Genomic DNA, 22,863 nt, shown 5'->3' with positions numbered 1-22,863 from the left:
ACCGTGATTCGACGCCGGTTGTGCCTCGTACTGGTGGCTGTCGCGACGTTGGTGCTCGCCGCTTGCGGCGGAGGTGGCACCTCGTCCTCGGGTCCGACGGAGATCGCCGTGTGGCACGGTTACCAGGACACCGAAGGCGACGCCTTCAAGGGCTTGATCGACCAGTACAACAAGGCGCATCCGGACGTCAAGGTCACGGAGCTGTATTCGAGCAACGACCTTGTGCTGCAGAAGGTTCTGACCGCCGTGCGTGGAAACAGCGCACCCGACGTCGCCTACATGTTCGGGTCGTGGTCGCCGAACATCGCCAAGATCCCGCAACTGGTGAACATGAAGGACGTCGTCTCCGGGTCCGACTGGAACTGGGACGACTTCTACCCGGCCGAGCGCGAGGCAGCGACGGTGGGGGACAAAGTCGTCGGTGTCCCGGCCCTCGTCGACAACCTGGCGATCGTGTACAACAAGAAGCTCTTCGCCGACGCCGGGGTGGCGCCGCCGACGCCGGCCTGGACGTGGGACGACTTCCGCGCCGCCGCGGCGAAGCTGACCGATCCGGCCAAGGGGCAGTATGGCTGGCTCATTCCCGCCGACGGAAGCGAGGACACGGTCTGGCACTACATCCCGATGCTGTGGGAGGCGGGCGGCGACATCCTGTCACCCGACAATCAGCACGCCGTGTTCAACTCCGAGGCGGGTGTCAAGGCGCTGACCACGCTGCAGCAGATGGCGGTCACCGACAAGTCGCTGTACCTGGACACCACCAACGAGAACGGCCCGAAGCTGATGAACAGCGGCAAGGTCGGCATGCTGGTCACCGGACCGTGGGATCTCAGCTCGCTCAGCGACATCGAGTACGGCGTGCAGGTGATGCCGACGTTCGCGGGCTCCGGCGGCGCCCACCAGACGATCTCGGGCCCGGACAACTGGGTGGTGTTCAACAACGGAGACAAGAAGAAGAAGGCGGCGCTCGACTTCGTCAAGTGGCTGACCGCGCCGGACCAGGTCAAGGCGTTCTCGCTGCAGACCGGGGATCTGCCCACCCGCGTCTCCGTCGGCAAAGATCAGGAGCTCCTGGCCAAGATGAATGAAAAGTTGCCCGGCAGTACCACATTCGTGGAGAACTTGAACAACGTGAAGAAGGTCAGGCCGCAGGTCGAGCAGTATCCCGCGGTTTCGGAGGCGCTGGGTCAGGCGATCGTTGCCGTCATGCTGGGCAAGGACCAGCCGGCGGCGGCGCTGAACGGCGCGGCGCAGTCCGCCGACACCGCACTGGCCGGCAAGTAGCAGGCATATGCCCGCATTGCTGAGCCGCATCGGTCACTCGGAAAGCCTGTCGGGGTGGACGTTGGTGAGCCCGGCGGCGGTGCTGATCGGCATATTCGGCCTGCTGCCGGTCGTCATGTCGCTGATGTTGTCGTTTCAGCATTCGGACCTGCTGACCCCGCAGACACCGTGGGTGGGTCTCGACAATTACCGGAAGCTGGCCGACGACCCGGTCTTTCTCGAGGCGATCAAGCACACCATCATCTACACCGCCCTGTTCGTTCCTGGGACGATGCTGGTGGGTCTGTTCGTCGCCGCGGCGATGAACCGCTCGGTGCGGTTCATCGCGGTGTACCGAACGACCGCGTACATCACGATGGCGGTGTCCACCATCTCGCAGGGCATCATCTTCCTGTGGCTGACAGACCGTGACTACGGCCTCGTCAACGCGGCGCTCAACGTCGTCGGGGTGCCCTCGCAGCCGTTCCTGGCGTCGCCGTCGCAGGCGCTCTACGTGATCGTGGCCATGACGATCTGGGGCTGGACCGGCTTCTCGGTCATCGTGTATCTCGCGGCCCTGCAGGGAGTTCCAGCCGAGCTGCATGAGGCGGCGGCGATTGACGGTGCATCCGCCGCCACCCGGTTCCGGACCATCACGGTGCCCCTGCTCGGCCCGGCGAATCTGTTCCTCGTCGTCTGGCTGACGATCAATGCGCTGCAGTTGTTCGACGAGGTCTATGCGACCACGCGTGGCGGACCGCTGCGCGCCACCACCGTGATCGTCTACTACCTCTGGGACCGTGCCTTCGTCCAGTTCGATGCCGGCTATGCCGCCGCCATGGCCTACGCACTGTTCGTGGTCATCCTCTTGATCACCGCCGTCCAGTTCCGCATCGCCCGCAAGCACGTGCACACCTCATGACAACGCCTCGATTGTCCACTCCCACAGCAGCACCCGAAACACGGGCGCTGCCGGCCCCGGCGGACCCACCTCCAAGCCGGTCTCGCCTGCGACTGCCGTTCAGCCCATGGCACTTGGTGTTGATCCCGCTGAGCTTCCTGCTGGTCGTCCCACTGCTGTGGATGCTGGTCACGTCGCTGGAAACCGAAGGCGAGGCGAACCGGTTCCCTCCGGTGCTGATACCGCAGCATCCCCGCTTCGAGAATTACTCCGAAGCGTGGGCGGCGGCACCGTTCGGCCACTTCTTCCTCAACAGCCTGACGGTCACTCTTGTGGTGCTGGTCAGCAATCTGCTCGTCTGCAGTCTGGCAGGCTACGCCTTCGCCAGGATCCGATTCCTCGGTCGCAGCGCACTTTTCGTCACGCTGATGGCGACTTTGATGGTGCCCTTCCAGGTGACGATGATCCCGGTGTTCCTGATCGTCAAGTGGTTCGGCGACAACGTGGCCGAGGGTCTTGGGATCGACCACATCGGCGCGTTGATGCTGCCCAACCTGGCGACCGCGTTCGGCATCTTCTTCCTGCGCCAGTTCTTCCAGACGGTGCCCGTCGAACTCGAAGAAGCCGCCCGGGTGGACGGCACGTCGCGACTGGGTGTGCTGTTCAAGATCGTGCTGCCATTGTCGCTGCCCGCATTGTCGACGCTGGCCGCGCTGACGGTGCTGACCTCCTGGAACGACTTCCTCTGGCCGTTGATCGTGATCACGTCGCATGACCAGATGACAGTTCCGTTGGGGCTCAGCTACTTCCAGGGTGCACACCGGGTGAAGTGGCCGTTGCTGATGGCCGCCAACGTGATGAGCCTGTTGCCGATGCTGCTGGTCTTCATCGGCGCGCAGCGCTATTTCGTCCAGTCGGTGGCCAATACCGGCCTGAAGGGTTGATCCATGGCAGAGGTGGAGTTTCGCGACGTCACCCGGCAGTACGCCGGGGGAGTGACGGCGATCAACGGCCTGAACCTGAAAGTGGCCGACGGAGAATTCTTGATTCTCGTCGGCCCGTCCGGGTGCGGCAAGAGCACGGCCCTGCGCCTGCTGGCCGGTCTGGACAAACCGACCTCGGGTGAAATCAGAATCGGCGGAGAGGTCGTCAACAACCTGGCGCCCGGTGAGCGCGATATCGCGATGGTGTTCCAGAACTATGCGCTCTACCCCCACATGTCGGTGTACCGCAATCTCTCCTACGGCTTGCGGCAGCGCCGGACACCGCGCGCCGAGGTGGAGCGTCGGGTACGCGACACCGCGGAACTACTGCAGATCACCGAACTGCTCGACCGCAAGCCCGGCCAATTGTCCGGCGGCCAGCGGCAACGCGTCGCGATGGGCCGAGCGCTTGTCCGGCAACCCCAGGCCTTCCTGCTCGACGAGCCGCTGTCGAATCTGGATGCCAAGCTGCGCAATCAAGTTCGCGGCGATCTGAAACGACTGCACAGGGAAGTCCCGGTGACGTCGATCTATGTCACGCACGATCAGGTCGAGGCGATGACGCTCGGCGATCGGCTGTGCGTGATGGCAGGTGGCGAGGTGCAGCAGATCGGCACCACCGACGACATCTACAACCACCCCGCCAACACGTTCGTCGCCGCGTTCATGGGGAGTCCGCCGATGAACCTGATTCCGGGTGTCATCCGGTCCGGGATGTTGAACATCGGCGGAGTGGAGCTGACCGCCGTTGCGACGCCTGACGGTCCGGTGACCGTCGGGGTGCGGCCCGAGCACCTGGCGTTGCGCAACAGTGATGCCGAAGCCACGGTGCCCGCCCGTGTCGACTTCGTCGAGCCCCTCGGCAGCCACGTCTTGGTGACGGCGCAGGTCGAGGTGCGCGGGGAAGGCGTGCGGTCGACGGCAGATCATGTGCCCGTGGTCGTGGCTGCGCCGGCAGGAACCGAGTTGGCCAGCGGTGCGGAGATCAGGCTCGCGTTACCTCGGGAGCGAACCTACTTCTTCGACGCCGAAACAGGCGACGCAAAACAGGTAGTTGACTACGCAAGACCAACCATCAGAGGACCTGAGAAGCTGGCCGCACGCTGAAACAGATCTATTCGAGGGGGGATCAGCGATGTGGATTGGGTCGATCAGACTGGTTGTGGAAACCAAGGATTCGCTTGACGCGGGAACGGACAGCCTGGTTCAAGCCAGCGTGCTGCGGGACGGCAGTGCGCTTCGCGTGCTGAACCTGGACTATCCGACAGAGGACGATCTCGAGCGTGGCGCCATCCGGAACTACGACTACAAGGGGCCGACGAAACTGCCGCGCCGAAACGACAAGACACCAGAACTGCCGCCAGGCGTTGGGCAGAATCCCATGCCGTATCCGGGATACGGCTTCGAATTCTCGAATGGCCTGCACGGCCACCTGGTGCTGCAACTGAGAATTCGTGGCGATGACATGTGGATCAAGGACAACGTCGACTTGTATGTCCGAGCGATTCGCGAAAGGGCAACCAGCTTCGATACCTTGGCGTGGCGGGAGGATTCCGACTGGACCTACGTCGCCAGCTGGACTCGCGACGTGCCGATGAGCACCGACTCCGACGAGGGCTCGACCACTTGGAATCTGCGGCTGACCTGAATCAGGCCCCGAAGCCCGCCTTACGCAGCGCGTCGGCCATCGAACCAGAGGCCTGGCTCGATTCACGACGCCCGGAGTGTTTGGCACGATTGGGATTTGGCTGCTTGCCACGCTTGGCATCGGGGCGGTTTCCGCCCTCTTGCCGAGATGTGTCGTTGAGTCGAAGCGTCAGCCCGATCCGCTGGCGCTCGACGTCGACGTCGAGCACCTTGACGCGCACCACCTGTCCGGACCGCACCACCTCGTGTGGGTCCGATACGAACCGGTCGGCCATCGCGGAGACATGCACGAGGCCGTCCTGATGGACGCCGACGTCGACGAAGGCGCCGAACGCCGCGACGTTGGTGACCACGCCCTCAAGCACCATGCCGACCTTGAGGTCCGCGACCTTCTCCACGCCCACGGCGAAGGTGGCGGTGGTGAACGCGGGCCGCGGATCGCGCCCAGGCTTCTCGAGTTCGGCGAGAATGTCGGTGACGGTGGGGATGCCGAACCGGTCGTCGGCGAAGTCCGCGGGCCGAAGGGACCGCAACGACCGCTCGTTGCCGATCAGTTCGGCAAGGGTGACGCCTGAGCGGTCGAGGATGCGCCTGACGACCGGATACGACTCAGGGTGCACACCGGACGCGTCGATGGGATCGTCGCCGCCGCGGATGCGCAGGAAGCCCGCGCACTGCTCGAAAGCCTTTGGCCCGAGCCGAGGCACGTTCAGCAAGGCCTTGCGGTTGCGGAACGGTCCCGACTGGTCGCGGTGCGCGACGATGGACTCGGCCAGCGATTCCGACACCCCGGATACCCGCGCCAGCAGGGGCACCGACGCCGTGTTCAGGTCGACGCCAACCGAGTTCACCGCGTCCTCGACGACGGCGTCCAGGCTGCGGGCCAGCGTGCCAGGAGCCACGTCGTGCTGGTACTGCCCGACACCGATCGACTTCGGATCGATCTTCACCAACTCGGCCAGCGGGTCTTGCAATCGCCGCGCGATCGACACCGCACCGCGCAGGGTGACGTCGAGCGTCGGCAACTCGTGCGCCGCATACGCGGATGCCGAATACACCGACGCGCCCGCCTCACTCACCAGCGCCTTCGCCGGCGCCTTACCACCGGCGGCCGCGATGTCGGCGATCAATTCGGCGGCCAACGCGTCGGTTTCACGAGACGCCGTGCCGTTGCCGACCGCGATCAACTCGACGCCGTGCCGCGCGACGAGTGCCGCCAGGGCGGCCTTGGCCGTATCCCATTGCCGCTGAGGCTGATGCGGGAAGATCGCGCAGGTGTCCACGACCCTGCCGGTGCCGTCGACCACCGCTACCTTCACCCCGGTGCGGTAGCCGGGATCCAGGCCGAGCGTGGTGCGGTTACCCGCGGGCGCAGCGAGCAGAAGGTCCTTGAGGTTCTTGGCGAACACCGCGACGGCGTCTTCCTCGGCGCGTTGCCGCAGTCGGATGCGCGCGTCAACCCTCGCCGAGATCATCAGCTTGGTGCGCCAAGCCCACTGGACGGTGGCGGCCAGCCACGGTGTCGCGGCCGCCTCGGTTGTCATGTCGATGCCCAGCGTGTCGGCGATCATGGCGTGATACACGGCGTCGTCACCGCCGTCGAAGGCCAGCGCGAGGGCCTCTTCCTTCTCACCGCGCATCACCGCGAGCACGCGATGCGACGGCATGCTCTGCAGCGCCTCGGCGTAGTCGAAGTAGTCGCGGAACTTTTGCGCCGCTTCATTTTTCGCTGTATCAGCTGACCAGGGCGCCGTCCGCAGTGAGCCGGAGGCCCAGAATTTCTCCCGAACCGCGCCGACGAGTTCAGCATCTTCTGCCGCTCGCTCGGCGAGGATATGCCGGGCTCCGTCGAGTGCGGCGGCGGCGTCGGGCACGTCGGCGCCGAGGAACTGCTCGGCGGCCTTCTCGGGGACCGAACTCGGATCCGAGAGAAGCCGGTCAGCGAGGGGTTCGAGGCCGGCCTCGCGGGCGATCTGCGCTTTGGTGCGCCGCTTCGGCTTGTAGGGCAGGTAGATGTCCTCGACGCGCGATTTGGTGTCGGCGGCGATCAGAGCGGCCTTCAACTCGTCGGTGAGTTTGCCCTGGTCCTCGATCGAGGCCAGCACCGCGGCCCTGCGGTCGTCCAATTCCCGCAGATATTGCAGGCGTTCTTCGAGAACGCGCAGTTGACCGTCGTCCAGGCTGCCGGTGGCCTCCTTACGGTACCTGGCGATGAACGGGACGGTTGCGCCTTCGTCGAGCAACCGCACAGCAGCGCCGACCTGACCTTCACCGACAGCCAATTCCGCAGCGAGACGGGCATTTATCGACTTCACCGTTGAGCTTGTGGCCACGCGAAGACTCTACAGCGATGACATCCGCGGCGACCGCTGGTCTCATCATGTGCACGGCTAGGAAGGAGCAGCACATGGTTCAACTACTCAAAGTGCAGAACTTCAACGTTTCCACGGACGGATTCGGGGCGGGTGAGAATCAAAGCCGGGATCGTCCCTTCGGCGACGCCGACCCCGGTGCCATGTTCGCGTGGGCAGGCGCGACCGCGAGTTGGCCGAATCGCACCGAACCTGGAGGAAGCCGCGGTCTCGATGACTACCTCACCCGCGATTTCGCCAACAACATCGGCGCAGAAATCATGGGCCGCAACAAGTTCAGCCCCTACCGCGGCCCATGGCGCGACCACGATTGGCAGGGCTGGTGGGGCGACAATCCGCCATTCCACACCCCGGTGTTCGTCATGACCCACCACGCTCGTCCGTCTTTACGTTGTCCGACACCACGTTTCACTTCATCAACGCCGACCCGGCGACTGTCCTGACCGAGGCGCGCGAGGCCGCCGAGGGCAAAGACGTCCGGCTGGGCGGCGGCGCCAGCACGATCCGGGAGTTCCTGAACGCGGACCTTGTCGACACCCTGCACGTGGCTGTCTCACCGGTTGAGATCGGAGCAGGGTCGCGGCTCTGGAAGTCACCGGACGAGTTGGACGACCGATTTCATCACGACGTCGTGCCGAGTCCGAGCGGCGTGACCCATCACCTGTTCTGGCGACGATGACGCATGCGGGGATTACCGTGGTGCCTGCGGGCGTTGGCCAACGGGGATTCGGCAGGTATTCGGCAGATAAGGGTGCAGATGAAGTTCGGTATTTCCACATTCGTCAACGACCACACCATCGACACGGTGTCGCTGGCCCGTGCGATCGAGGAGCGTGGCTTTCATTCGCTGGCGATCGCGGAACACACACACATCCCGGCCAGCCGGGAGTCCGCGTATCCACTCGGCGGTGATCTGCCGTCGATCTACTACCGGACGCTCGACCCGTTCGTGACCCTGGCCGCCGCGGCCGCGGTGACCACCACCATCGAGTTGATCACCGGTATCGCGTTGCTCATCCAACGCGACCCGATCATCACCGCGAAGGAGGCCGCGAGCATCGACCTGATCTCCAACGGCAGGTTCGTGTTCGGTGTCGGCGCAGGCTGGAATCTCGAAGAGGTGCGTAACCACGGCGCCGACCCGAAGACCCGTGGCGCGCTGCTCGACGAACGCATCGAGGCCATCAAGACGCTGTGGACGTCCGAACCCGCCGAGTACCACGGCAAGTATGTCGACTTCGACGCGTCCTACATGCGGCCCAAACCGGTTCAGAAGCCGCACCCGCCGATTCTGATCGGCGGTGATTCCGATGCGACCGTCAAGCGGGTGATCCGCCACAGCGCGGGATGGATCTCCAATCCGCTGCCTGCCGACCAACTGAAGCGACGCATCGACCAGATGCGCGACGGCGCGGAGCACGAGGTCCCGCTCGCGATGTTCGGGACGCCGGCCGATCCCGACTACTGGCGCGCCGCGGAGGAACTCGGGTTCGGCCAGGTGGGGCTCATGTTGCCGACAAAGCCGCTCGACGAATCACTTCGGCTGCTCGACCAGTACACCGACCAGGTGGCCCGGTACCGCGGCTGATCCGGGTCCGTGTCGAGAACCGCGCACCGGCTACGTCCCACAGATGAGCGACCAACCAGGGTCGCCGACCTGAAGGGAGAACACCATGGCCAAGTACCTGTTGCTCAAGCACTACCGAGGTGCGCCCGCGGCCGTCAACAACGTGCCGATGGACCAGTGGGCACCCGAAGAGGTCGAGGCGCACCTCGCCTACATGAACGACTTCGCGGCGAAGCTGGAAGGCACCGGCGAGTACGTCGACAGCCAGGCACTGGCGCCGGAAGGTGCGTGGGTCCGCCATGACGGTGAGGGCAAGCCGCCCGTCACCGATGGTCCGTTCGCGGAGACCAAGGACCTGATCGCGGGCTGGATGATCATCGACGTCGACTCGTATGAGCGCGCGATCGAGCTGGCCGGTGAGTTGTCCGCAGCACCGGGCGCGGGCGGCAAACCGATCCACGAGTGGCTCGAGCTGCGGCCGTTTCTCACCGCACCGCCAACTGTCACCGAGTGATGGACCTTCGGGAGCTGATCCCGAGCGTGCTGGCCGCCCTGGTCCGTCGCGGGGCCGACTTCGCGACGGCCGAGGACGCCGTGCAGGAGGCGCTGCTCAGAGCCATCGAGCTGGCGCCGGATCAACGCCCCGATGACCTGAAGGGCTGGTTGATCACCGCGGCGTGGCGGCGGTTCATCGATATCACCCGATCGGATGCTGCTCGGCGGCGGCGTGAGCGCCGCGTCGTCGGCGAGCCGCCGCAGGGGCCGACGGAGTCTGTGGACGACACACTGCAGCTGTACTTCCTGTGCGCACACCCGAGCCTGAGCGCGGCATCGGCGGTCGCGCTGACGCTGCGGGCGGTCGGTGGACTCACCACCCGCCAGATCGCGCAGGCGTACCTCGTGCCGGAAGCGACGATGGCGCAGCGGATCAGCCGAGCCAAACGTACGGTCGCCGACGTCCCGCTTGATCGCCCCGGCGATCTGCGGACGGTTCTGAAGGTGTTGTACCTCGTCTTCAACGAGGGCTACGGCGGCGACATCGATCTCGCCGCCGAGGCGATCCGGTTGACCCGGCAACTGGCCGCAACCACAGATGACCCGGAAGTCGCCGGGCTTCTCGCACTGTTTCTCCTTCACCACGCCCGTCGGCCGGCGCGCACACGCGCCGACGGCAGCCTCGTGCCGCTGGCCGAGCAGGACCGTGGACTCTGGCGGCGCGACCTGATCGTCGAGGGCATCGGGGTGCTACGCGCCGCGCTGGCCCGCGACCGGCTGGGGGAGTACCAGGCACAGGCCGCGATTGCGGCTTTGCACGCGGACGCGCAGACCGCCGATGAGACCGACTGGGTACAGATCGTCGAGTGGTACGACGAGCTCGTCCGGCTCACCGACAGCCCCATCGCCAGGCTCAACCGCGCAGTGGCCGTGGGCCACGCCGACGGGCCGCACGCGGGGCTGGCTGCGCTGGCCAAGATCGACCCCTCGCTTCCCAGGCACACCGCGGCATCGGCCTACCTCAACGAGCGCGCGGGTGAACTCGCAACGGCCGCGCGGCTTTATGTGCAGGCAGCCGAACAGGCCGACAACCTCGCCGAGCGCAACCACCTCACGCTTCGGGCAGCCACTCTTCGCCAGCAGGCTCAAGGCCGCGACGATGCGTAGGGGTCAGGCAGATCATCAGCGAGCCATGAACTGCGGGCAGTAGGCCGTGATCGAGGCGTTGATCATCGCCTCGTTCTGCTGACTGGTCGCGAACACCTCCTTCGCATCGAACGCCACCACCAATTGGCCCGGCGTGGTCCCTTGGCTGAGGTTCTGACAGACCGCGTGGCCCGCCGCGATTTCCTTTTCGGGCGCGATCTGTGGGATGCCGGCTTGGGCGAGGCTGGCCACGAACGCGTCGTCAACGGGCTCCGCACCGGCCGCACCGGCGCCGACGAACGCGGCGATTCCGAATGCGCCCGCTGTGACCACGGTGCGGACGATCGACTTGCTGAGGCGGTTGGTGAGCATGGGACCTTCTCTGGTTCGGGTTGCACGACGGGCAGCGTGCCGTCACGGCAAGCACAAGTCTTCCGGTCCGCTACCGATCCCAACAACAGGTCGCACAAGCCATCGCTAATCAGGGATTGGTGGTCGGAATCAAATAGTTCAACCCCGCGGGATGACTACACGATCGTGCATCCGTTCTGGCCGTCAGGAAGGTCGGACAAGGAAGGATCGCCATGAAAATCGTCGTCATCGGAGGCACGGGCCTGATCGGCTCGAAATTGGTGCACGCGTTGACCGAACGTGGTCATGAAGCGCTCGCCGCTGCGCCGTCGACCGGGGTCAACACGCTCACGGGCGAGGGGCTGAACGAGGCTCTTGCGGGGACCTCGGTGGTGGTCGACGTGTCGAACTCCCCGACGCTCGACGATGCGGCCATCGAGTTCTTCCGCACCGCCACCACCAACCTGCTCACCGCCGAGAAGGATGCGGGTGTCGGGCACCACGTCGCGCTGTCGGTGGTGGGAACGGCCGAGTTGGCGCCGCACAGCGGCTACTTCCAAGGCAAGCAGTTGCAGGAAGACCTCATCGCCGAGGGGCCGATCCCGTACACGCTCGTGCACGCGACGCAGTTCTTCGAGTTCGTCAACACGCTCGCCGATACCGCGACCGTCGACGGTGTGGTGAGGATGCCACCGGCCTACTTCCAGCCGATGGCCGCCGCCGACGTCGCCGAAGGACTGGCCCTCGCCGCAGTCAACGCGCCGGTCAACGGGATCACCGAGATCGGGGGGCCGGAAGCGTTTCTGTTGTCGGATCTGATCAGGACCGCGCTGAAGGCCCGCGGCGATGCCCGCGAGGTCGTCGCCGACCCGAAGGCGCAGTACTGGGGCATCGACATCGGCGAGCGCACCCTGTGCCCCGCCGAAGGCGCGAGGATGTTCGACACCCGGTTCGAGGACTGGCTTCTGCAATCGGCCGCGAAGGCGTAGCGCACCGGTCTACTCAGGTTGATCAAGATCGGGGCGATAGCAGGACCTGAGGGGCGAACCGGTAAGGTCGCCACTGCAAACAATCGCGGTGGTGCCTATGTCGAGTCCAGGTGGGGGGCAGCGTCTTCGCGGTCGCGCTGGCGAATGCGAAACGCTGCGGGGCCTGTTGTCGACCGCACAAGCCGGCACCAGCCAGGTGCTGGTGCTCCGCGGCGAGGCAGGGGTCGGCAAAACCGCGCTTCTCGACTACCTGATCGACATCTCACCGGGATGCCGCTGCGTGCAGGTGGCGGGTGTTCAGTCGGACATGGAGCTCGCCTTCGCCGGGCTGCAGCAGCTGTGCGCGCCCCTGCTGAACCACCTCGACGAACTGCCGGAGCCGCAACGTGAGGCGCTCAACGTAGCGTTCGGCCGGGGGGTGGGCGCACCGCCGGACCGCTTCCTCGTTGGGCTGGCCGTGCTCTCCCTGATGGCCGCCGCCGCCGATGTCCAGCCCCTGCTCTGCATCGTCGATGACGCGCAGTGGCTCGATGAAGTGTCGGTGCAGACCCTGGCCTTCGTCGCCCGTCGCCTGCTGGCCGAACCGGTCGCGTTGGTGTTCGCGGCGCGTGACCGCGGCGCCGCGGCGTTGGCGGGGCTGCCGGAACTTCCGGTCGCTGGCCTTTCCGATGGTGACGCCCGGGAATTGCTGGACTCGGTGATGGTGGGAAGCATCGATCCACGCGTGCGTGACCGCATTGTGGCCGAGACAAGGGGCGTCCCGCTTGCCCTCGTCGAGGTGCCCCGAAGTGTATCCGCCACCGAACTGGCGGGCGGCTTCTGGATCGCGGGCAAGCGGTCGTCGACGGCGGCCCTGGAAAACGGCTTCGTCAGCCGGATCCAATCACTACCCGAAGCCACTCAGCGGCTGCTGCTGCTCGCCGCCGCCGAACCGGTGGGCGATGCCGCGCTGTTCCTGCGCGCCGCCGCACAGCTCGATATCCCGGTCGACGCGCTGGCCCCGGCGGAAGCCGCGGGCATGATCGAGTTCGGCCCTCGGATGCGCTTTCATCACCCGCTGATGCGCTCGGCCGCCTACCGCGCGGCAGATCTCACCGACCGCAGGGCTATTCACCGGGCGCTGGCCGACGCCACCGATCCACAGTCGGATCCCGACCGTCGCGCATGGCACGCCGCCAACGCCGCGGCGGGGCCCGACGATTCCGTCGCCGCAGAACTGGAGACGTCGGCGAGCCGCGCGCAGAGCCGAGGCGGTGTCGCCGCAGCGGCGGCGTTTCTCGAACGTGCCACCGCGTTGACGTCCGACCCCGTGCTGCGCAGTGCCAGGGCGCTTGCGGCGGCCCACGCCAAGAGGGACGCGGCGGCGCCGGAGGCGGCGTACGAACTCCTCGCCATCGCCGAACTCGGACAGTTGACGGATCTGCAGAAAGCACAGGTGGCGCGGCTGCGTGCGCAGATGCAGTTCGCCCGCAGCCGAGGAGGCGACCCCGGGGCGCCCCCGGTCTCCGACACCGCACGCCAACTGCTCGATGCCGCAAAGCAACTGGAGAACCTCGACGATTACGCGGCCAGCGAGGCGTACGCGGAGTCGATCGCGGCGATCCTGTACGCCGGACGCCTCGGTGAGCCCGGCGCGCTGTCGGATGCCGCAGAGGCCGCGCGTGCCGCCGTCGGCCGGGCGGCCGAGGCGCCGCGAGCCATCGACTTGATGTTGAACGCCGTGGCGCTGCGAATCACTGGCGGGGTGAGCGCGGGCGCGGAACAACTGCGCGTCGCTTTGGACGCGATGTGTGAGCTGGCGCAATCGAACGATCTGCAAGTCCGGCGGTGGATGGTGCCCGCGTTTCCGATTCTGCAGGAGTCCGCCGCTCACGATCTGTGGGATGCAGCGATCATCGATGAGTTGTCTGCCGCGGTGGTGCGCCAGGCACGGGACGCGGGTGCGCTCGACGTGCTCCCGCGGGCGTTGGTGTATCGAGCGGGAGCTCACCTGCTGGCCGGGGAATTCGCTACGGCCGCAACGCTTATCGAAGAGGCGAACTCGATCTCGGCAGCCACGGACCACCTTTCACCCGTGAGGTATCACTCCCTTCTGCTCTCCGCTTGGCGCGGCGACCCCGCCGAGGCGGTCAAGGTGATCGAGTCGGCCGCCGCAGACGGGACCGCGAGGGGTGAAGGCAGGCTGCTCGGTCTCACGGGGTACGCCACCGCCGTGCTGTACAACGGTCTCGGTCGATACGAAGAGGCGGCTGCGGCGGCCGAGGAGGCCAGCCGATACGAGGATCTCGGCTTCTCCGGCTGGGGGCTGTTCGAACTCATCGAGGCAGCGAGTCACAGCGGTGACAGCAAAACCGCCGTATCGGCCGTCGCTCGGTTCGAGGAGTACTCAGGCGTGAGCGGAACGGACTGGCACCTTGGCGCCGTTGCCAATGCGCGAGCCCTGGTGGCCGACGACGATCACGCCGACGAGTTGTACTCCGAAGCGATCGAACGCCTCGGCCGCACCCGGGTCGTGGTGCATCTCGCGCGGGCTCACTTGCACTACGGCGAATGGTTGCGCCGGGTGAACCGAAGGATGGACGCTCGGCACCAACTCACCGACGCGCACGCGTTGTTCACCAGGATGGGCGCCGCGGCGTTCGCCGAACGCGCCCGTCGCGAACTCGCCGCCACCGGGGAGAAGGTGCACAACAAACCCCGCACCTCGGGAACTGAGCTGACCGCGCAGGAGGCGCAGATCGCGCGGCTGGCCGGCGACGGCCTGACCAACCAGGAGATCGGTGCGCAGCTGTTCATCAGCACCCACACCGTCGAATGGCATCTCCGCAAGGTCTTCGCCAAGCTCGGCATCAAGTCGCGCAGGCAACTGCGCAGCGTTTCCTGGGCCAGTTGACGAACCACGGACTACGGCCAACGGACTACGGACAACCAAGGGTTCGCTTCACCTCCGGAGCCGCAAGTCTGATCTGGACGCCCCGACATGGGCGCTGACCAGTTCAGGCCACGGCAGCGAGGAGATCGATCATGAACCTGACGTCCACCCGCAGCACACCTGAGCCCGGTCCCGACCTCGCCGCCCGCTTCGCCCGCGACACCCAGCCACTGTTCGATGTGCTGCTGCGCGGTGCCCGTCGACTCACCCGCAACGAGGCGGACGCCGAGGACCTGTTGCAGGACGCGCTCATGCACGCGTACGCCGGGTTCCACACGTTCCACGACGGCAGCAACCTCAGGGCGTGGCTGTTCCGGATTCTGCACAACCGCTGGATCAGCGCCTACCGTGCCCGCCAGTGCCGCCCCAGTGAGGTTCTCCTCGACGCGATCACCGAACGCGATCTGGTCGACAGCGCAGCGCGACTTCCGGCGGCGCACCGGTCCGCCGAAGCCGAGGTGCTCGATGGGCTGCCCGACAACGAGATCAAAGCCGCGATGGACACCCTGCCCGATGGCTTCCGATCGGTGGTCTACTACGCCGACGTCCAGGGCTACACGTACGCGGAGACCGCAGCGATCCTGGGCATCCCGCACGGGACCGTGATGTCACGGGCATCGCGGGGCAGGCAGCGGCTGCGTATCGCGCTCGCCGACATCGAAGCCCAAGTCGCGTAAAGAAGGAGTCAGCAATGGAATTGGCCTACAAGACGGCGCTGGTCACCGGAGGTACCGCGGGTATCGGGCTGGCAAGCGCGCGGCTACTGGCACACGAAGGTGCCACGGTCATCATCTCGGGACGGGACGCTGAACGCGGCAAGGCGGCCGCCGCCGCGATCGACGGCAGCGTGCGCTTTGTGCAAGCCGACCTCTCCGACTTCGAGTCCGTGAAATCTCTTGTCGCCCAGGCGGGAGGTGTTGACGTTCTGGTCAACAACGCCGCCAGCTTCCCGGCATCGCTCACCGTCGACCAGGACGTGACATCGTTCGAGAAGACGTTCGACACCAACGTGCGCGCCAGCTATTTCCTTGCCGCCGGACTGGTGCCGGGCATGGTCGAGCGAGGGCACGGCAGCATCGTCAACGTCACGACGATGGTCGCGTCGCGGGGAGTTCCCGGCGCGGGCGTATACAGCGCGTCCAAGGCGGCGCTGGAGTCATTGACCCGGACGTGGGCCGCGGAGTTCGGTCCGCACGGGGTGCGCGTCAACAGCGTCGCACCCGGCCCCACCAAAACCGAAGGGGTTGAGGCGGAATGGGGCGAAACCAACGAAGAACTCGGCCGTTCGCTGCCACTCGGCCGCACCGCCAAACCCGAGGAGATCGCGGACGCGGTGCTTTTCCTCGCCTCCCCGCGCTCGACCTTCATCACCGGGTCAACGCTGCACGTCGACGGCGGCGGCACCGCCGTCTGACGACCACGTTCAAGGAGCGAACCGATGCCCGAGATGCGGGTCGCGGCCGACTCGGTCCCGACCGAAGTCCACTGAAACGGAGTTGATCCCGATGTCACGAATCTTGTTGCAGACCACGATTCCGGAAAGTCCCGACGACTGGGACGTCAGCCGGTTCTCGCTGCTCGCCGATGAACTGCGCGCCGGGGGCCACGAGGTGGTCGCTCGCAACCGGTCCCACCGCCACGGAGACGATCCGGTACTCAGCCACCTCGACGACCTCGACTACGACCAACTCTGGCTGATGGCCGTCGACGTCGGTGACGGGTTGTCCGCGGCCGACGCGTACGCCATCCGACGCTTCCGTGAGAACGGCGGTGGTGTGCTAACGGCGCGTGACCACCAGGACTTGGGCTGTTGCATAAGCAGACTCGGTTCGTTGGGAGTGGTCAACGAATTCCACGACAAGAACATCGATCCGGCCACGATGTGCGACGACCAGGACACCCCGGCCATCTCATGGCCCAACTACCACTCCGGTGCCAACGGCGACTACCAACCGGTGCTCGTCGACGGGCCCGTGCACGAGTTGTTGCGCACCGACAGGACGGCCAGTGGACGGATCGAATGGTTCCCTGCGCATCCGCACGAGGGTCTGGTGTCCTCCAGGGGGCCGTTCGCCACCGCAATCGCGCGCGGTCGCAGCACTGCAACCGGTCGGCACTTCAATCTCGCCGTGGTGCTGGACGGTGAACGCTCACCGGACGGCAGGCCGATGGGCCGGGCGGTCGCGGAATCGACGTTTCACCACTTCGCCGACTACAACTGGGATCTTGCTTGTGGCGCACCCACTTTCGTCACCGAAGTGCCCGGGACGCAGATCAAGACCGACCCGTCGCGGCTCGACGTTTTCAGGGACTACGTCCGCAACATCGCTACCTGGCTCGAGCCTGCGGTGAACCTGTCGCTGGCGGTGTAGCTGGTCAGCTACGACGAACGAATGGCCGCCGGCCTTCGGAGCCAGAGTGGGTTAGATGACCCAGATTACGCCCACGTCGCGTGGAATGGCATCCTGGCTTGATGGGGCTGCTACTGGTCCGTCTCGTCGAGTTGTTGATCGTCCTCGTGCCGGTCATCGGGCTCGGGTTCGCCGGATTCAAGGCCATCTCCGCGGCGCGCGGCCAGAAGCCGCAGAACAGTGAACCCGATGCCGGCGGTGCGCCGGCGACGCCCACCAGCCGGGCGGCCCAATGGCGGGCCATTACCAGGACGATCAAGGAGCACGACCGAACCGACACCCGCTGGTTGGACTACGAACTCGACATTGGCAAACTCCTCGACTATCCGCTGATAACCGACATGCGCAACCCGCTCACGGAGCGCTTCCACCGGGCCAAGTTGCGGGCCGACCTGCTCCGCCCGGCCAAGGCCGAGGATCTGCTCGATGACAGCGATGCCGCCCGTGAGTATCTGGACGCTGTGGAGAATTACGCGACTGCATTCGACGTCGCGGAAAGCGAGGCGATACGCAAGCGGCGCAACGACTTCACGAAATCGGAGCAGCAGCGGCTGACCCGGGCGCGTAGCGCGCTGCGGGTCGCGGTGGACCAGGGCGCGACACAAGGGGAGCGGGAGCGGGCCTACGCCGTCGCCGCACGCGAACTGGACGGTCTGATCGTGCTGCCGGAGCGGTCGAGGGCCGCCATCGAACGTGGAATCCTTGGTGAGCTCGACCGATAGATCCGCGAAGGTCAGGAGGCAGGCGTGGCGACACGACAACTCAATGCGGACCGGGTGCGACTGTTCTCCGACGGCGTCTTCGCCGTACTCATCACAATCCTGGTACTCGAACTGAAACCCCCGCACGCCGAGGGATTCAGCGACCTGCTGCCGCTGTGGCCGACGGCGTTGAGCTACGCGGTCAGTTATTTTTTCATCGCGATCGTGTGGGTCAACCATCACCACCTGTTCGGCTACGCCGAGACGGCCACGTCGCGCCTGGTGTGGTTCAACTTCGCGCACCTATTCTCGGTATCGCTGATCCCGTTCACCACCGAATGGATCGCCGACACCCGGTTGGCCTCCGCCCCGGTGGCGTTGTACGCGGGCGTCTTCGTCCTGGTGAACATCACGTACCTGGCGTTGTGCTGGGAGGCGGTCGATCGACCCTCGCACGACGACATCTCGCAGCGGATGCGCCGGCTGTTGCAGATGCGGTCGTTCGTGACGGTCGGGGTGTTCGTGGCGGCTGCCGTGCTCGCGTTGTGGTGGCCTGTGGTCGCAATGGCGCTGATCTGTCTGTGTCTGGTCGGCTACCTTCGCCCCGACATTCCGGCCAAGCGAACGGCCTGAGTCACCACCGCCCCCGGTGCACCACTTCGTCGAAGGGCCTGCGATCGGGTTTGTTGATCGGCTTCAGCGGGCGGTCGGCCGGATAGCCGACGCCGAGAAGGTAGGCGACGATGCGGTCATCGGGCACATCGAGGATCGCGCGTGCCTTCTGCTGATCACCGACCGAGGAATGGCCGGTGCCGATGCCGAGGTCGGTCGCGGCGATCGTCATCGCCATCGTCGCCTGGCCGAGGTCGTACTGGTCGAGCAGAGTGCGTCGCTCGTCGGGCGGCACCGGCGCGACCAGCGCGATGGCCGCAGGTGCCGACGCGATGTGGCGGGCACCCTGCCAGACCGTGGACAACTGCTCCAGTTGCCCGCGGTCGGTGACGATCACGAAATCCCACGGTTGGCGGTTCTTCGCCGACGGCGCACGCCAACCCGCCTCCACGATCCGCGCCAGATCGGCGTCGGACACCGGATCGGGCCGGTAGTCTCTGACATTTCGACGGGCTCGGATCGCATCCCAGGTATCCACGCATAACTAAACGCCGTGAGGCATGGAGATATTCGGTCGGCGCTACGTTCTCGACCCGCTCGACGTGATGCGCTGGGCGGCGAAGTCGGCGGCCTGGTCCGTCATCCCGTTCGCCGCATAGAGGGTGTGGGCGCCGCTGTCGGTGCCGGTTGGTGAGCAGATGTTGTCCTCAGGGATGCAGAGGTCGATCATCTTGCCCGAGTACAGCGCTCCCACCGTGATCGGCGGGGCCCCGGTGTAGATCATCTGCAGGAAACCGCTCGACGGCTTGCCGAACAATGCAACGGCCGCGACGTGCTTGGCCACTTCTGGTGCCATCGGCCCGGTGATGCCCGCCGGAAGCGCGAATCCGCTTGGTACCGAGTCGACGGTCGTGTACGCCACAACGGCGGCACCCTGGGAGTATCCGCCGAGCACGATTTTGGTGTTCGGGCAGCTGTTGGCGACGTCGCGGATCTTGTTGCTCGCGTCGATCACGCCGTCGGAGGCGGTGGCGAAGTCCAGCGATGCAGGGTAGTTGACCGGATACACGTCCACTGACTTACCGGCGAGCCGACTTGTCAACGCGTCGACGAACGCCTGCCCGATCCCGCCGACACCCGCGGGCTCGAAAGTGCCTCTGGCAAATACCACTTCGACGTCAGGGCACGGCGCAGCGCTGGCACCCGCACCGCTGACGGCATTGCCCGACAACGCTGAAACCGCGATGACCGCGGCACCGACGATACGACCGATAACACCCATCCTTGACTCCCCGGCAATGGTCGCTGCACAAATGACGCGGGTGGGTACCCACCGGTTCAGGCGACCAAACACGTTATCCGAGATACGCATCGGCCCACGCGCCGATGATCCTGGCGGCGCGCCGGGCCTGCCCCGGCCCGGTCAGGAGATGGTCGGACCCCTCGAGTGAAACGAAACTGCGGGGATGACGCGCGGTGCGGAAGATCTCGCTGGCGTTGGCGATGCCGACGGTGTTGTCGGTCGGCGAGTGCAGGATCAGCAGCGGCATCTTCAGCGCGCGGATCTTGTCGTGCAGCGCCGCCGCGCGGACGTCCTCCACGAACGCCCGTTTGAGGGTGAGGCAGCGCCCGCCGACCATCCACTCGGCGCTGCCCTCGGACAGCACCCGGTCGACCACCGCGTCATATTGCTGTTCGGCGTGCGACGGGTCGACCGGGGCACCGATGGTGGCCACGGCCGTCACCCCTTGCGACTGCCTCGCCCCGGCGATCACGGCCGCGCCGCCGAACGAATGACCTACCAGAATGTCGGCAGGCGTGCCGCGCTCGGCCATGAACTCGCACGCCCGGATCACGTCGTTGACCTTCACGGTGAACGAACCGTCACCCCAGTCGCCCTCCGAGTCGCCGAGGCCCAACGCATCGAAGCGCAGCATGCCGATGCCGTCCTCGGCGAGCTGTTTGCAGATGCGGGCAGCGGCGGGGCAGTCCTTGCCGAGGGTGAATCCGTGCGAGAAGACGCCCCAGCCGCGCGATTCCCCGTTGGGGCGGTTGATGATGCCGGCCAGCTCGGGCCCCGTTGAGCTGGTGAACGTGACGCGCTCGGCCATGCCGGAGGTTTACCACCCCGCTTTGCCTATCCGCCACCGGTTAGGCCAGCATTGACCCATGTCCGAACAGGTCACCACCGACGCGCCCGATCCGGCCGACATCGGTTCGCGTCTCGACCCGGTTCTCGCCAGGAGCTGGCTGCTGGTCAACGGCGCGCAGGCGGACCGTTTCCAGGCCGCTGCGCACTCGCGCGCCGACATCGTCGTGCTCGACATCGAGGATGCCGTCGCGCCGAAGGACAAGGTCGCCGCACGCGACAACGTGGTGGGTTGGCTGGCCGCGGGAAATTCCGACTGGGTACGTATCAACGGCTTCGGCACCCCGTGGTGGTCCGACGATCTGAAGGCGCTGGCCGGCACCTCCGTCGGGGGCGTGATGCTGGCGATGGTGGAATCAGTCGACCACGTCACCGAGACCGCCAAACGGCTGGCGGGCGTGCCGATCGTGGCGCTCGTGGAGACGGCGCGCGGGCTGGAGCGCATCACCGAGATCGCGTCGGCCAAGGGCACCTTCCGGCTCGCGTTCGGGATCGGCGACTTCCGCCGCGATACAGGTTTCGGGGACGACCCCGCTACGTTGGCCTACACGCGCTCCCGGTTCACCATCGCCGCCAAGGCCGCGCATCTGCCAAGCGCGATCGACGGGCCGACCATCGGGTCCAACCCACTCAAACTGATCGAGGCCACCGCGGTGTCGGTGGAGTTCGGGATGACCGGCAAGATCTGCCTCAACCCCGACCAGTGCGCCGTCGTCAATGAGGGACTGTCCCCGTCGCAGGACGAAATCGCTTGGGCGAAGGAGTTTTTCGCTGAATACGAGCGCGACGGCGGCGAGATCCGCAATGGGTCGGATCTGCCGCGCATCGCCAGGGCCACCAAGATCCTCGAGTTGGCCCGGTCGTACGGCATCGAGGTGTCGCACTTCGACGACGAGCCGGTGCACATGCCTGCGCCGTCGGACACCTACCACTACTAGGTGCCGCAGAACGTCCGGTACGAGCCGAAATCGTCGGGCGCAGGTTCGGCGTAGCGTTCGAAACCCGGCCGTTCGTCAAACGGCGCGGTGACAGCGGTGAGGAGCCGCGAAATGGGATCGAGGTCGCCGCCGGTGGCCGCGGCCAGCGCCTCCTCGACCAAGTGATTGCGCGGGATGTACACCGGGTTGACGCGGTCCATGGCGTCGGCGTCCGGAGCCAGCGCACGCCACCGCGCCAGCCATCCGTCGAATCGGGCGAGGTCGACGAACAGGCCACGCACGGGCTCGGCGTCGCCGCGGGCCGCCCTGCCGAGGTGCCGGTAGAACGACGTGTGATCGACGTGGCTGTGCTCGAGTTGGTCGAGCAGATCGGTGAACAGCGGCCCGGTGACATCACTGTCGCCGTCGCGCAGGCCCAGCTTCGCCAGCATGCCCGCCGTCCCCGCCGTCACTGCCACCGTGTACCGGCTGCGGAACCCGTCGAGCGACTCCTGCGCGAGCGTCAGCGCCTGGTCGGCGTCGTCGGCGAACAGCGGCAGCAGCGTCTCGGCGAACCGGGCGAGATTCCATGCCGCGACGGCGGGCTGCTGCCCGTACGCGTAGCGGCCCCAACTGTCGATCGAGCTGAACACCGTCGCGGGATCGTAGGCCTCCATGAACGCGCACGGCCCGTAGTCGATGGTCTCCCCGGAGATGGTCATGTTGTCGGTGTTCATCACGCCGTGCACGAAGCCGACGGCCATCCACTGCGCAACCAACGAGGCCTGCGCCGCGACCACCGCCTCGAACAGCGCACGATACGGATTGTCCGCGTCCGCCGCGGCCGGGTGGTGGCGGGCGATGGCGTGGTCGGCGAGCCTGCGCACCAAGCCGACGTCGCCGGCATTGGCCGCGTACTGAAAACTCCCGACCCGCAGATGACTACTCGCCACCCGGACCAAAACCGCACCGGGCAACGGAGTTTTGCGGATCACGGTGCGGCCCGTCGCGATGACGGCCAGTGCCCGCGTCGTCGGAATCCCGAGGGCGTGCATCGCCTCACTGATGACGTATTCGCGCATCATCGGGCCGACGGCGGCAAGACCGTCGCCCGCGCGGGCGAACGGGGTGGCTCCCGAGCCTTTAAGGTGCAGGTCGCGAAGAACACCGTCGGCGCCCATGATCTCGCCGAGCAGTAGCGCGCGCCCGTCCCCCAACCGAGGGGCGTACCCGCCGAACTGGTGTCCGGCGTATGCCTGCGCGACGGGGGTCGCCCCTTCGGGCACCGCGACGCCGGCGAGGAACCGCACGCCATCGGGAGTTTGCAGCCAGTCGGCGTCCAAGCCCAACGTCGCCGCCACCCCATCGTTGAGCACCAGCAGGCGCGGTTCGGGCGGCTGCTGGGCCTTCCAGGGCACCGCCATCTC

General features: G+C 66.4%; 22 protein-coding genes and 1 pseudogene. 17 read left to right on the top strand and 6 right to left on the bottom strand.

The window, feature by feature from the left end:
* The first annotated feature begins 3 nt into the window (after positions 1 to 3).
* The 5 genes from ACGFK1_RS22560 to ACGFK1_RS22540 all read left to right on the top strand — a co-directional run bounded on the left by ACGFK1_RS22560 (position 4) and on the right by ACGFK1_RS22540 (position 4,795).
* On the top strand, positions 4 to 1,284 hold the full coding sequence (locus ACGFK1_RS22560) for an ABC transporter substrate-binding protein (protein ID WP_393434385.1): 1,281 nt from the start codon (positions 4 to 6) through the stop codon (positions 1,282 to 1,284).
* Positions 1,285 to 1,291: 7 nt separating this feature from the next.
* On the top strand, positions 1,292 to 2,185 hold the full coding sequence (locus ACGFK1_RS22555) for a carbohydrate ABC transporter permease (RefSeq protein ID WP_393434382.1): 894 nt from the start codon (positions 1,292 to 1,294) through the stop codon (positions 2,183 to 2,185).
* A gap of 116 nt (positions 2,186 to 2,301) precedes the next feature.
* Positions 2,302 to 3,108 carry a carbohydrate ABC transporter permease gene (locus ACGFK1_RS22550; protein WP_393434379.1) on the top strand — a complete coding sequence of 269 codons (807 nt, stop codon included), beginning with the start codon at positions 2,302 to 2,304 and terminating at the stop codon, positions 3,106 to 3,108.
* Positions 3,109 to 3,111: 3 nt separating this feature from the next.
* The gene (locus tag ACGFK1_RS22545; RefSeq protein ID WP_393434376.1) at positions 3,112 to 4,254 is read left to right on the top strand and encodes an ABC transporter ATP-binding protein; all 1,143 of its coding nucleotides are present in this window, start codon (positions 3,112 to 3,114) and stop codon (positions 4,252 to 4,254) included.
* Positions 4,255 to 4,282: 28 nt separating this feature from the next.
* A complete protein-coding gene (locus tag ACGFK1_RS22540) occupies positions 4,283 to 4,795 on the top strand; it encodes a hypothetical protein (RefSeq protein ID WP_393434373.1) in 513 nt (170 codons plus the stop codon).
* Between the two features lies 1 nt (position 4,796).
* On the opposite strand, the gene ACGFK1_RS22535 is transcribed toward ACGFK1_RS22540, so the two are convergent.
* Positions 4,797 to 7,127: a Tex family protein gene (locus ACGFK1_RS22535; protein ID WP_393434370.1), complete on the bottom strand. Its 2,331-nt coding sequence runs from the start codon at positions 7,125 to 7,127 to the stop codon at positions 4,797 to 4,799.
* 74 nt (positions 7,128 to 7,201) lie between these two features.
* Between ACGFK1_RS22535 and ACGFK1_RS22530 the strand changes: the two are divergent.
* The 4 genes and pseudogenes from ACGFK1_RS22530 (at position 7,202) to ACGFK1_RS22515 (ending at position 10,395) form a co-directional block, all read left to right on the top strand.
* A pseudogene (locus ACGFK1_RS22530) lies at positions 7,202 to 7,845 on the top strand (dihydrofolate reductase family protein).
* Between the two features lie 78 nt (positions 7,846 to 7,923).
* Positions 7,924 to 8,754: an LLM class F420-dependent oxidoreductase gene (locus ACGFK1_RS22525; RefSeq protein WP_393434738.1), complete on the top strand. Its 831-nt coding sequence runs from the start codon at positions 7,924 to 7,926 to the stop codon at positions 8,752 to 8,754.
* An 85-nt stretch (positions 8,755 to 8,839) separates the two neighbouring features.
* A complete protein-coding gene (locus ACGFK1_RS22520) occupies positions 8,840 to 9,247 on the top strand; it encodes a YciI family protein (RefSeq protein ID WP_393434367.1) in 408 nt (135 codons plus the stop codon).
* Positions 9,247 to 10,395, top strand: coding sequence for an RNA polymerase sigma factor (locus ACGFK1_RS22515; protein ID WP_393434735.1), 1,149 nt, complete (start codon positions 9,247 to 9,249; stop codon positions 10,393 to 10,395). Before ACGFK1_RS22520 ends, ACGFK1_RS22515 begins: the two co-directional genes overlap by 1 nt.
* A 15-nt stretch (positions 10,396 to 10,410) precedes the next feature.
* Here ACGFK1_RS22515 and ACGFK1_RS22510 read toward each other — a convergent pair whose 3' ends face one another.
* Entirely contained in the window at positions 10,411 to 10,746 is a 336-nt protein-coding gene (locus tag ACGFK1_RS22510) for a DUF732 domain-containing protein (protein ID WP_393434364.1), read from the bottom strand.
* 212 nt (positions 10,747 to 10,958) lie between these two features.
* On the opposite strand from ACGFK1_RS22510, the gene ACGFK1_RS22505 reads away from it, so the two are divergent.
* From ACGFK1_RS22505 to ACGFK1_RS22475, 7 genes are all read left to right on the top strand, one after another.
* On the top strand, positions 10,959 to 11,714 hold the full coding sequence (locus ACGFK1_RS22505; protein WP_393434361.1) for an SDR family oxidoreductase: 756 nt from the start codon (positions 10,959 to 10,961) through the stop codon (positions 11,712 to 11,714).
* Between the two features lie 97 nt (positions 11,715 to 11,811).
* Positions 11,812 to 14,607: an AAA family ATPase gene (locus ACGFK1_RS22500; protein WP_393434358.1), complete on the top strand. Its 2,796-nt coding sequence runs from the start codon at positions 11,812 to 11,814 to the stop codon at positions 14,605 to 14,607.
* Positions 14,608 to 14,738: 131 nt separating this feature from the next.
* A complete protein-coding gene (locus tag ACGFK1_RS22495) occupies positions 14,739 to 15,323 on the top strand; it encodes a sigma-70 family RNA polymerase sigma factor (protein WP_393434355.1) in 585 nt (194 codons plus the stop codon).
* Positions 15,324 to 15,337: 14 nt separating this feature from the next.
* Positions 15,338 to 16,060: an SDR family NAD(P)-dependent oxidoreductase gene (locus ACGFK1_RS22490; RefSeq protein ID WP_393434352.1), complete on the top strand. Its 723-nt coding sequence runs from the start codon at positions 15,338 to 15,340 to the stop codon at positions 16,058 to 16,060.
* Between the two features lie 91 nt (positions 16,061 to 16,151).
* Positions 16,152 to 17,018, top strand: coding sequence for a hypothetical protein (locus ACGFK1_RS22485; protein ID WP_393434349.1), 867 nt, complete (start codon positions 16,152 to 16,154; stop codon positions 17,016 to 17,018).
* A gap of 101 nt (positions 17,019 to 17,119) precedes the next feature.
* Positions 17,120 to 17,779 carry a hypothetical protein gene (locus ACGFK1_RS22480; protein WP_393434347.1) on the top strand — a complete coding sequence of 220 codons (660 nt, stop codon included), beginning with the start codon at positions 17,120 to 17,122 and terminating at the stop codon, positions 17,777 to 17,779.
* 24 nt (positions 17,780 to 17,803) lie between these two features.
* Entirely contained in the window at positions 17,804 to 18,391 is a 588-nt protein-coding gene (locus ACGFK1_RS22475; RefSeq protein WP_393434344.1) for a TMEM175 family protein, read from the top strand.
* A gap of 1 nt (position 18,392) precedes the next feature.
* Here the strand turns inward: ACGFK1_RS22475 and ACGFK1_RS22470 are convergent, their stop codons facing one another.
* The 3 genes from ACGFK1_RS22470 to ACGFK1_RS22460 all read right to left on the bottom strand — a co-directional run bounded on the left by ACGFK1_RS22470 (position 18,393) and on the right by ACGFK1_RS22460 (position 20,481).
* Positions 18,393 to 18,908, bottom strand: coding sequence for a nitroreductase family protein (locus ACGFK1_RS22470; protein ID WP_393434341.1), 516 nt, complete (start codon positions 18,906 to 18,908; stop codon positions 18,393 to 18,395).
* Between the two features lie 42 nt (positions 18,909 to 18,950).
* Positions 18,951 to 19,652 carry a cutinase family protein gene (locus ACGFK1_RS22465; protein ID WP_393434338.1) on the bottom strand — a complete coding sequence of 234 codons (702 nt, stop codon included), beginning with the start codon at positions 19,650 to 19,652 and terminating at the stop codon, positions 18,951 to 18,953.
* Positions 19,653 to 19,725: 73 nt separating this feature from the next.
* Positions 19,726 to 20,481, bottom strand: coding sequence for an alpha/beta hydrolase family protein (locus ACGFK1_RS22460; protein WP_393434335.1), 756 nt, complete (start codon positions 20,479 to 20,481; stop codon positions 19,726 to 19,728).
* A 58-nt stretch (positions 20,482 to 20,539) separates the two neighbouring features.
* Between ACGFK1_RS22460 and ACGFK1_RS22455 the strand changes: the two genes are divergently transcribed.
* The gene (locus tag ACGFK1_RS22455; protein ID WP_393434333.1) at positions 20,540 to 21,457 is read left to right on the top strand and encodes an HpcH/HpaI aldolase/citrate lyase family protein; all 918 of its coding nucleotides are present in this window, start codon (positions 20,540 to 20,542) and stop codon (positions 21,455 to 21,457) included.
* On the opposite strand, the gene ACGFK1_RS22450 is transcribed toward ACGFK1_RS22455, so the two are convergent.
* Positions 21,454 to 22,860, bottom strand: coding sequence for a YdiU family protein (locus ACGFK1_RS22450; protein ID WP_393434732.1), 1,407 nt, complete (start codon positions 22,858 to 22,860; stop codon positions 21,454 to 21,456). The two genes, ACGFK1_RS22455 and ACGFK1_RS22450, sit on opposite strands and share 4 nt — an antisense overlap.
* Between the last annotated feature and the right edge of the window lie 3 nt (positions 22,861 to 22,863).

Source organism: Mycobacterium sp. NPDC048908 (assembly GCF_043197955.1).
GTDB lineage: Bacteria > Actinomycetota > Actinomycetes > Mycobacteriales > Mycobacteriaceae > Mycobacterium.
Note: the sequence above shows the minus strand (reverse complement) of the source record. Positions and strands in the feature narration are given on the sequence as shown.

Bases quoted from the DNA above. Each gene is read 5' to 3' on its own strand.
- ACGFK1_RS22555 (WP_393434382.1), top strand. From the start codon at position 1,292: ATGCCCGCATTGCTGAGCCGCATCGGTCACTCGGAAAGCCTGTCGGGG.
- ACGFK1_RS22545 (WP_393434376.1), top strand. From the start codon at position 3,112: ATGGCAGAGGTGGAGTTTCGCGACGTCACCCGGCAGTACGCCGGGGGA.
- ACGFK1_RS22540 (WP_393434373.1), top strand. From the start codon at position 4,283: ATGTGGATTGGGTCGATCAGACTGGTTGTGGAAACCAAGGATTCGCTT.
- ACGFK1_RS22525 (WP_393434738.1), top strand. From the start codon at position 7,924: ATGAAGTTCGGTATTTCCACATTCGTCAACGACCACACCATCGACACG.
- ACGFK1_RS22520 (WP_393434367.1), top strand. From the start codon at position 8,840: ATGGCCAAGTACCTGTTGCTCAAGCACTACCGAGGTGCGCCCGCGGCC.
- ACGFK1_RS22515 (WP_393434735.1), top strand. From the start codon at position 9,247: ATGGACCTTCGGGAGCTGATCCCGAGCGTGCTGGCCGCCCTGGTCCGT.
- ACGFK1_RS22510 (WP_393434364.1), bottom strand. From the start codon at position 10,746: ATGCTCACCAACCGCCTCAGCAAGTCGATCGTCCGCACCGTGGTCACA.
- ACGFK1_RS22505 (WP_393434361.1), top strand. From the start codon at position 10,959: ATGAAAATCGTCGTCATCGGAGGCACGGGCCTGATCGGCTCGAAATTG.
- ACGFK1_RS22500 (WP_393434358.1), top strand. From the start codon at position 11,812: ATGTCGAGTCCAGGTGGGGGGCAGCGTCTTCGCGGTCGCGCTGGCGAA.
- ACGFK1_RS22495 (WP_393434355.1), top strand. From the start codon at position 14,739: ATGAACCTGACGTCCACCCGCAGCACACCTGAGCCCGGTCCCGACCTC.
- ACGFK1_RS22490 (WP_393434352.1), top strand. From the start codon at position 15,338: ATGGAATTGGCCTACAAGACGGCGCTGGTCACCGGAGGTACCGCGGGT.
- ACGFK1_RS22485 (WP_393434349.1), top strand. From the start codon at position 16,152: ATGTCACGAATCTTGTTGCAGACCACGATTCCGGAAAGTCCCGACGAC.
- ACGFK1_RS22480 (WP_393434347.1), top strand. From the start codon at position 17,120: ATGGGGCTGCTACTGGTCCGTCTCGTCGAGTTGTTGATCGTCCTCGTG.
- ACGFK1_RS22465 (WP_393434338.1), bottom strand. From the start codon at position 19,652: ATGGGTGTTATCGGTCGTATCGTCGGTGCCGCGGTCATCGCGGTTTCA.
- ACGFK1_RS22460 (WP_393434335.1), bottom strand. From the start codon at position 20,481: ATGGCCGAGCGCGTCACGTTCACCAGCTCAACGGGGCCCGAGCTGGCC.
- ACGFK1_RS22455 (WP_393434333.1), top strand. From the start codon at position 20,540: ATGTCCGAACAGGTCACCACCGACGCGCCCGATCCGGCCGACATCGGT.
- ACGFK1_RS22450 (WP_393434732.1), bottom strand. From the start codon at position 22,860: ATGGCGGTGCCCTGGAAGGCCCAGCAGCCGCCCGAACCGCGCCTGCTG.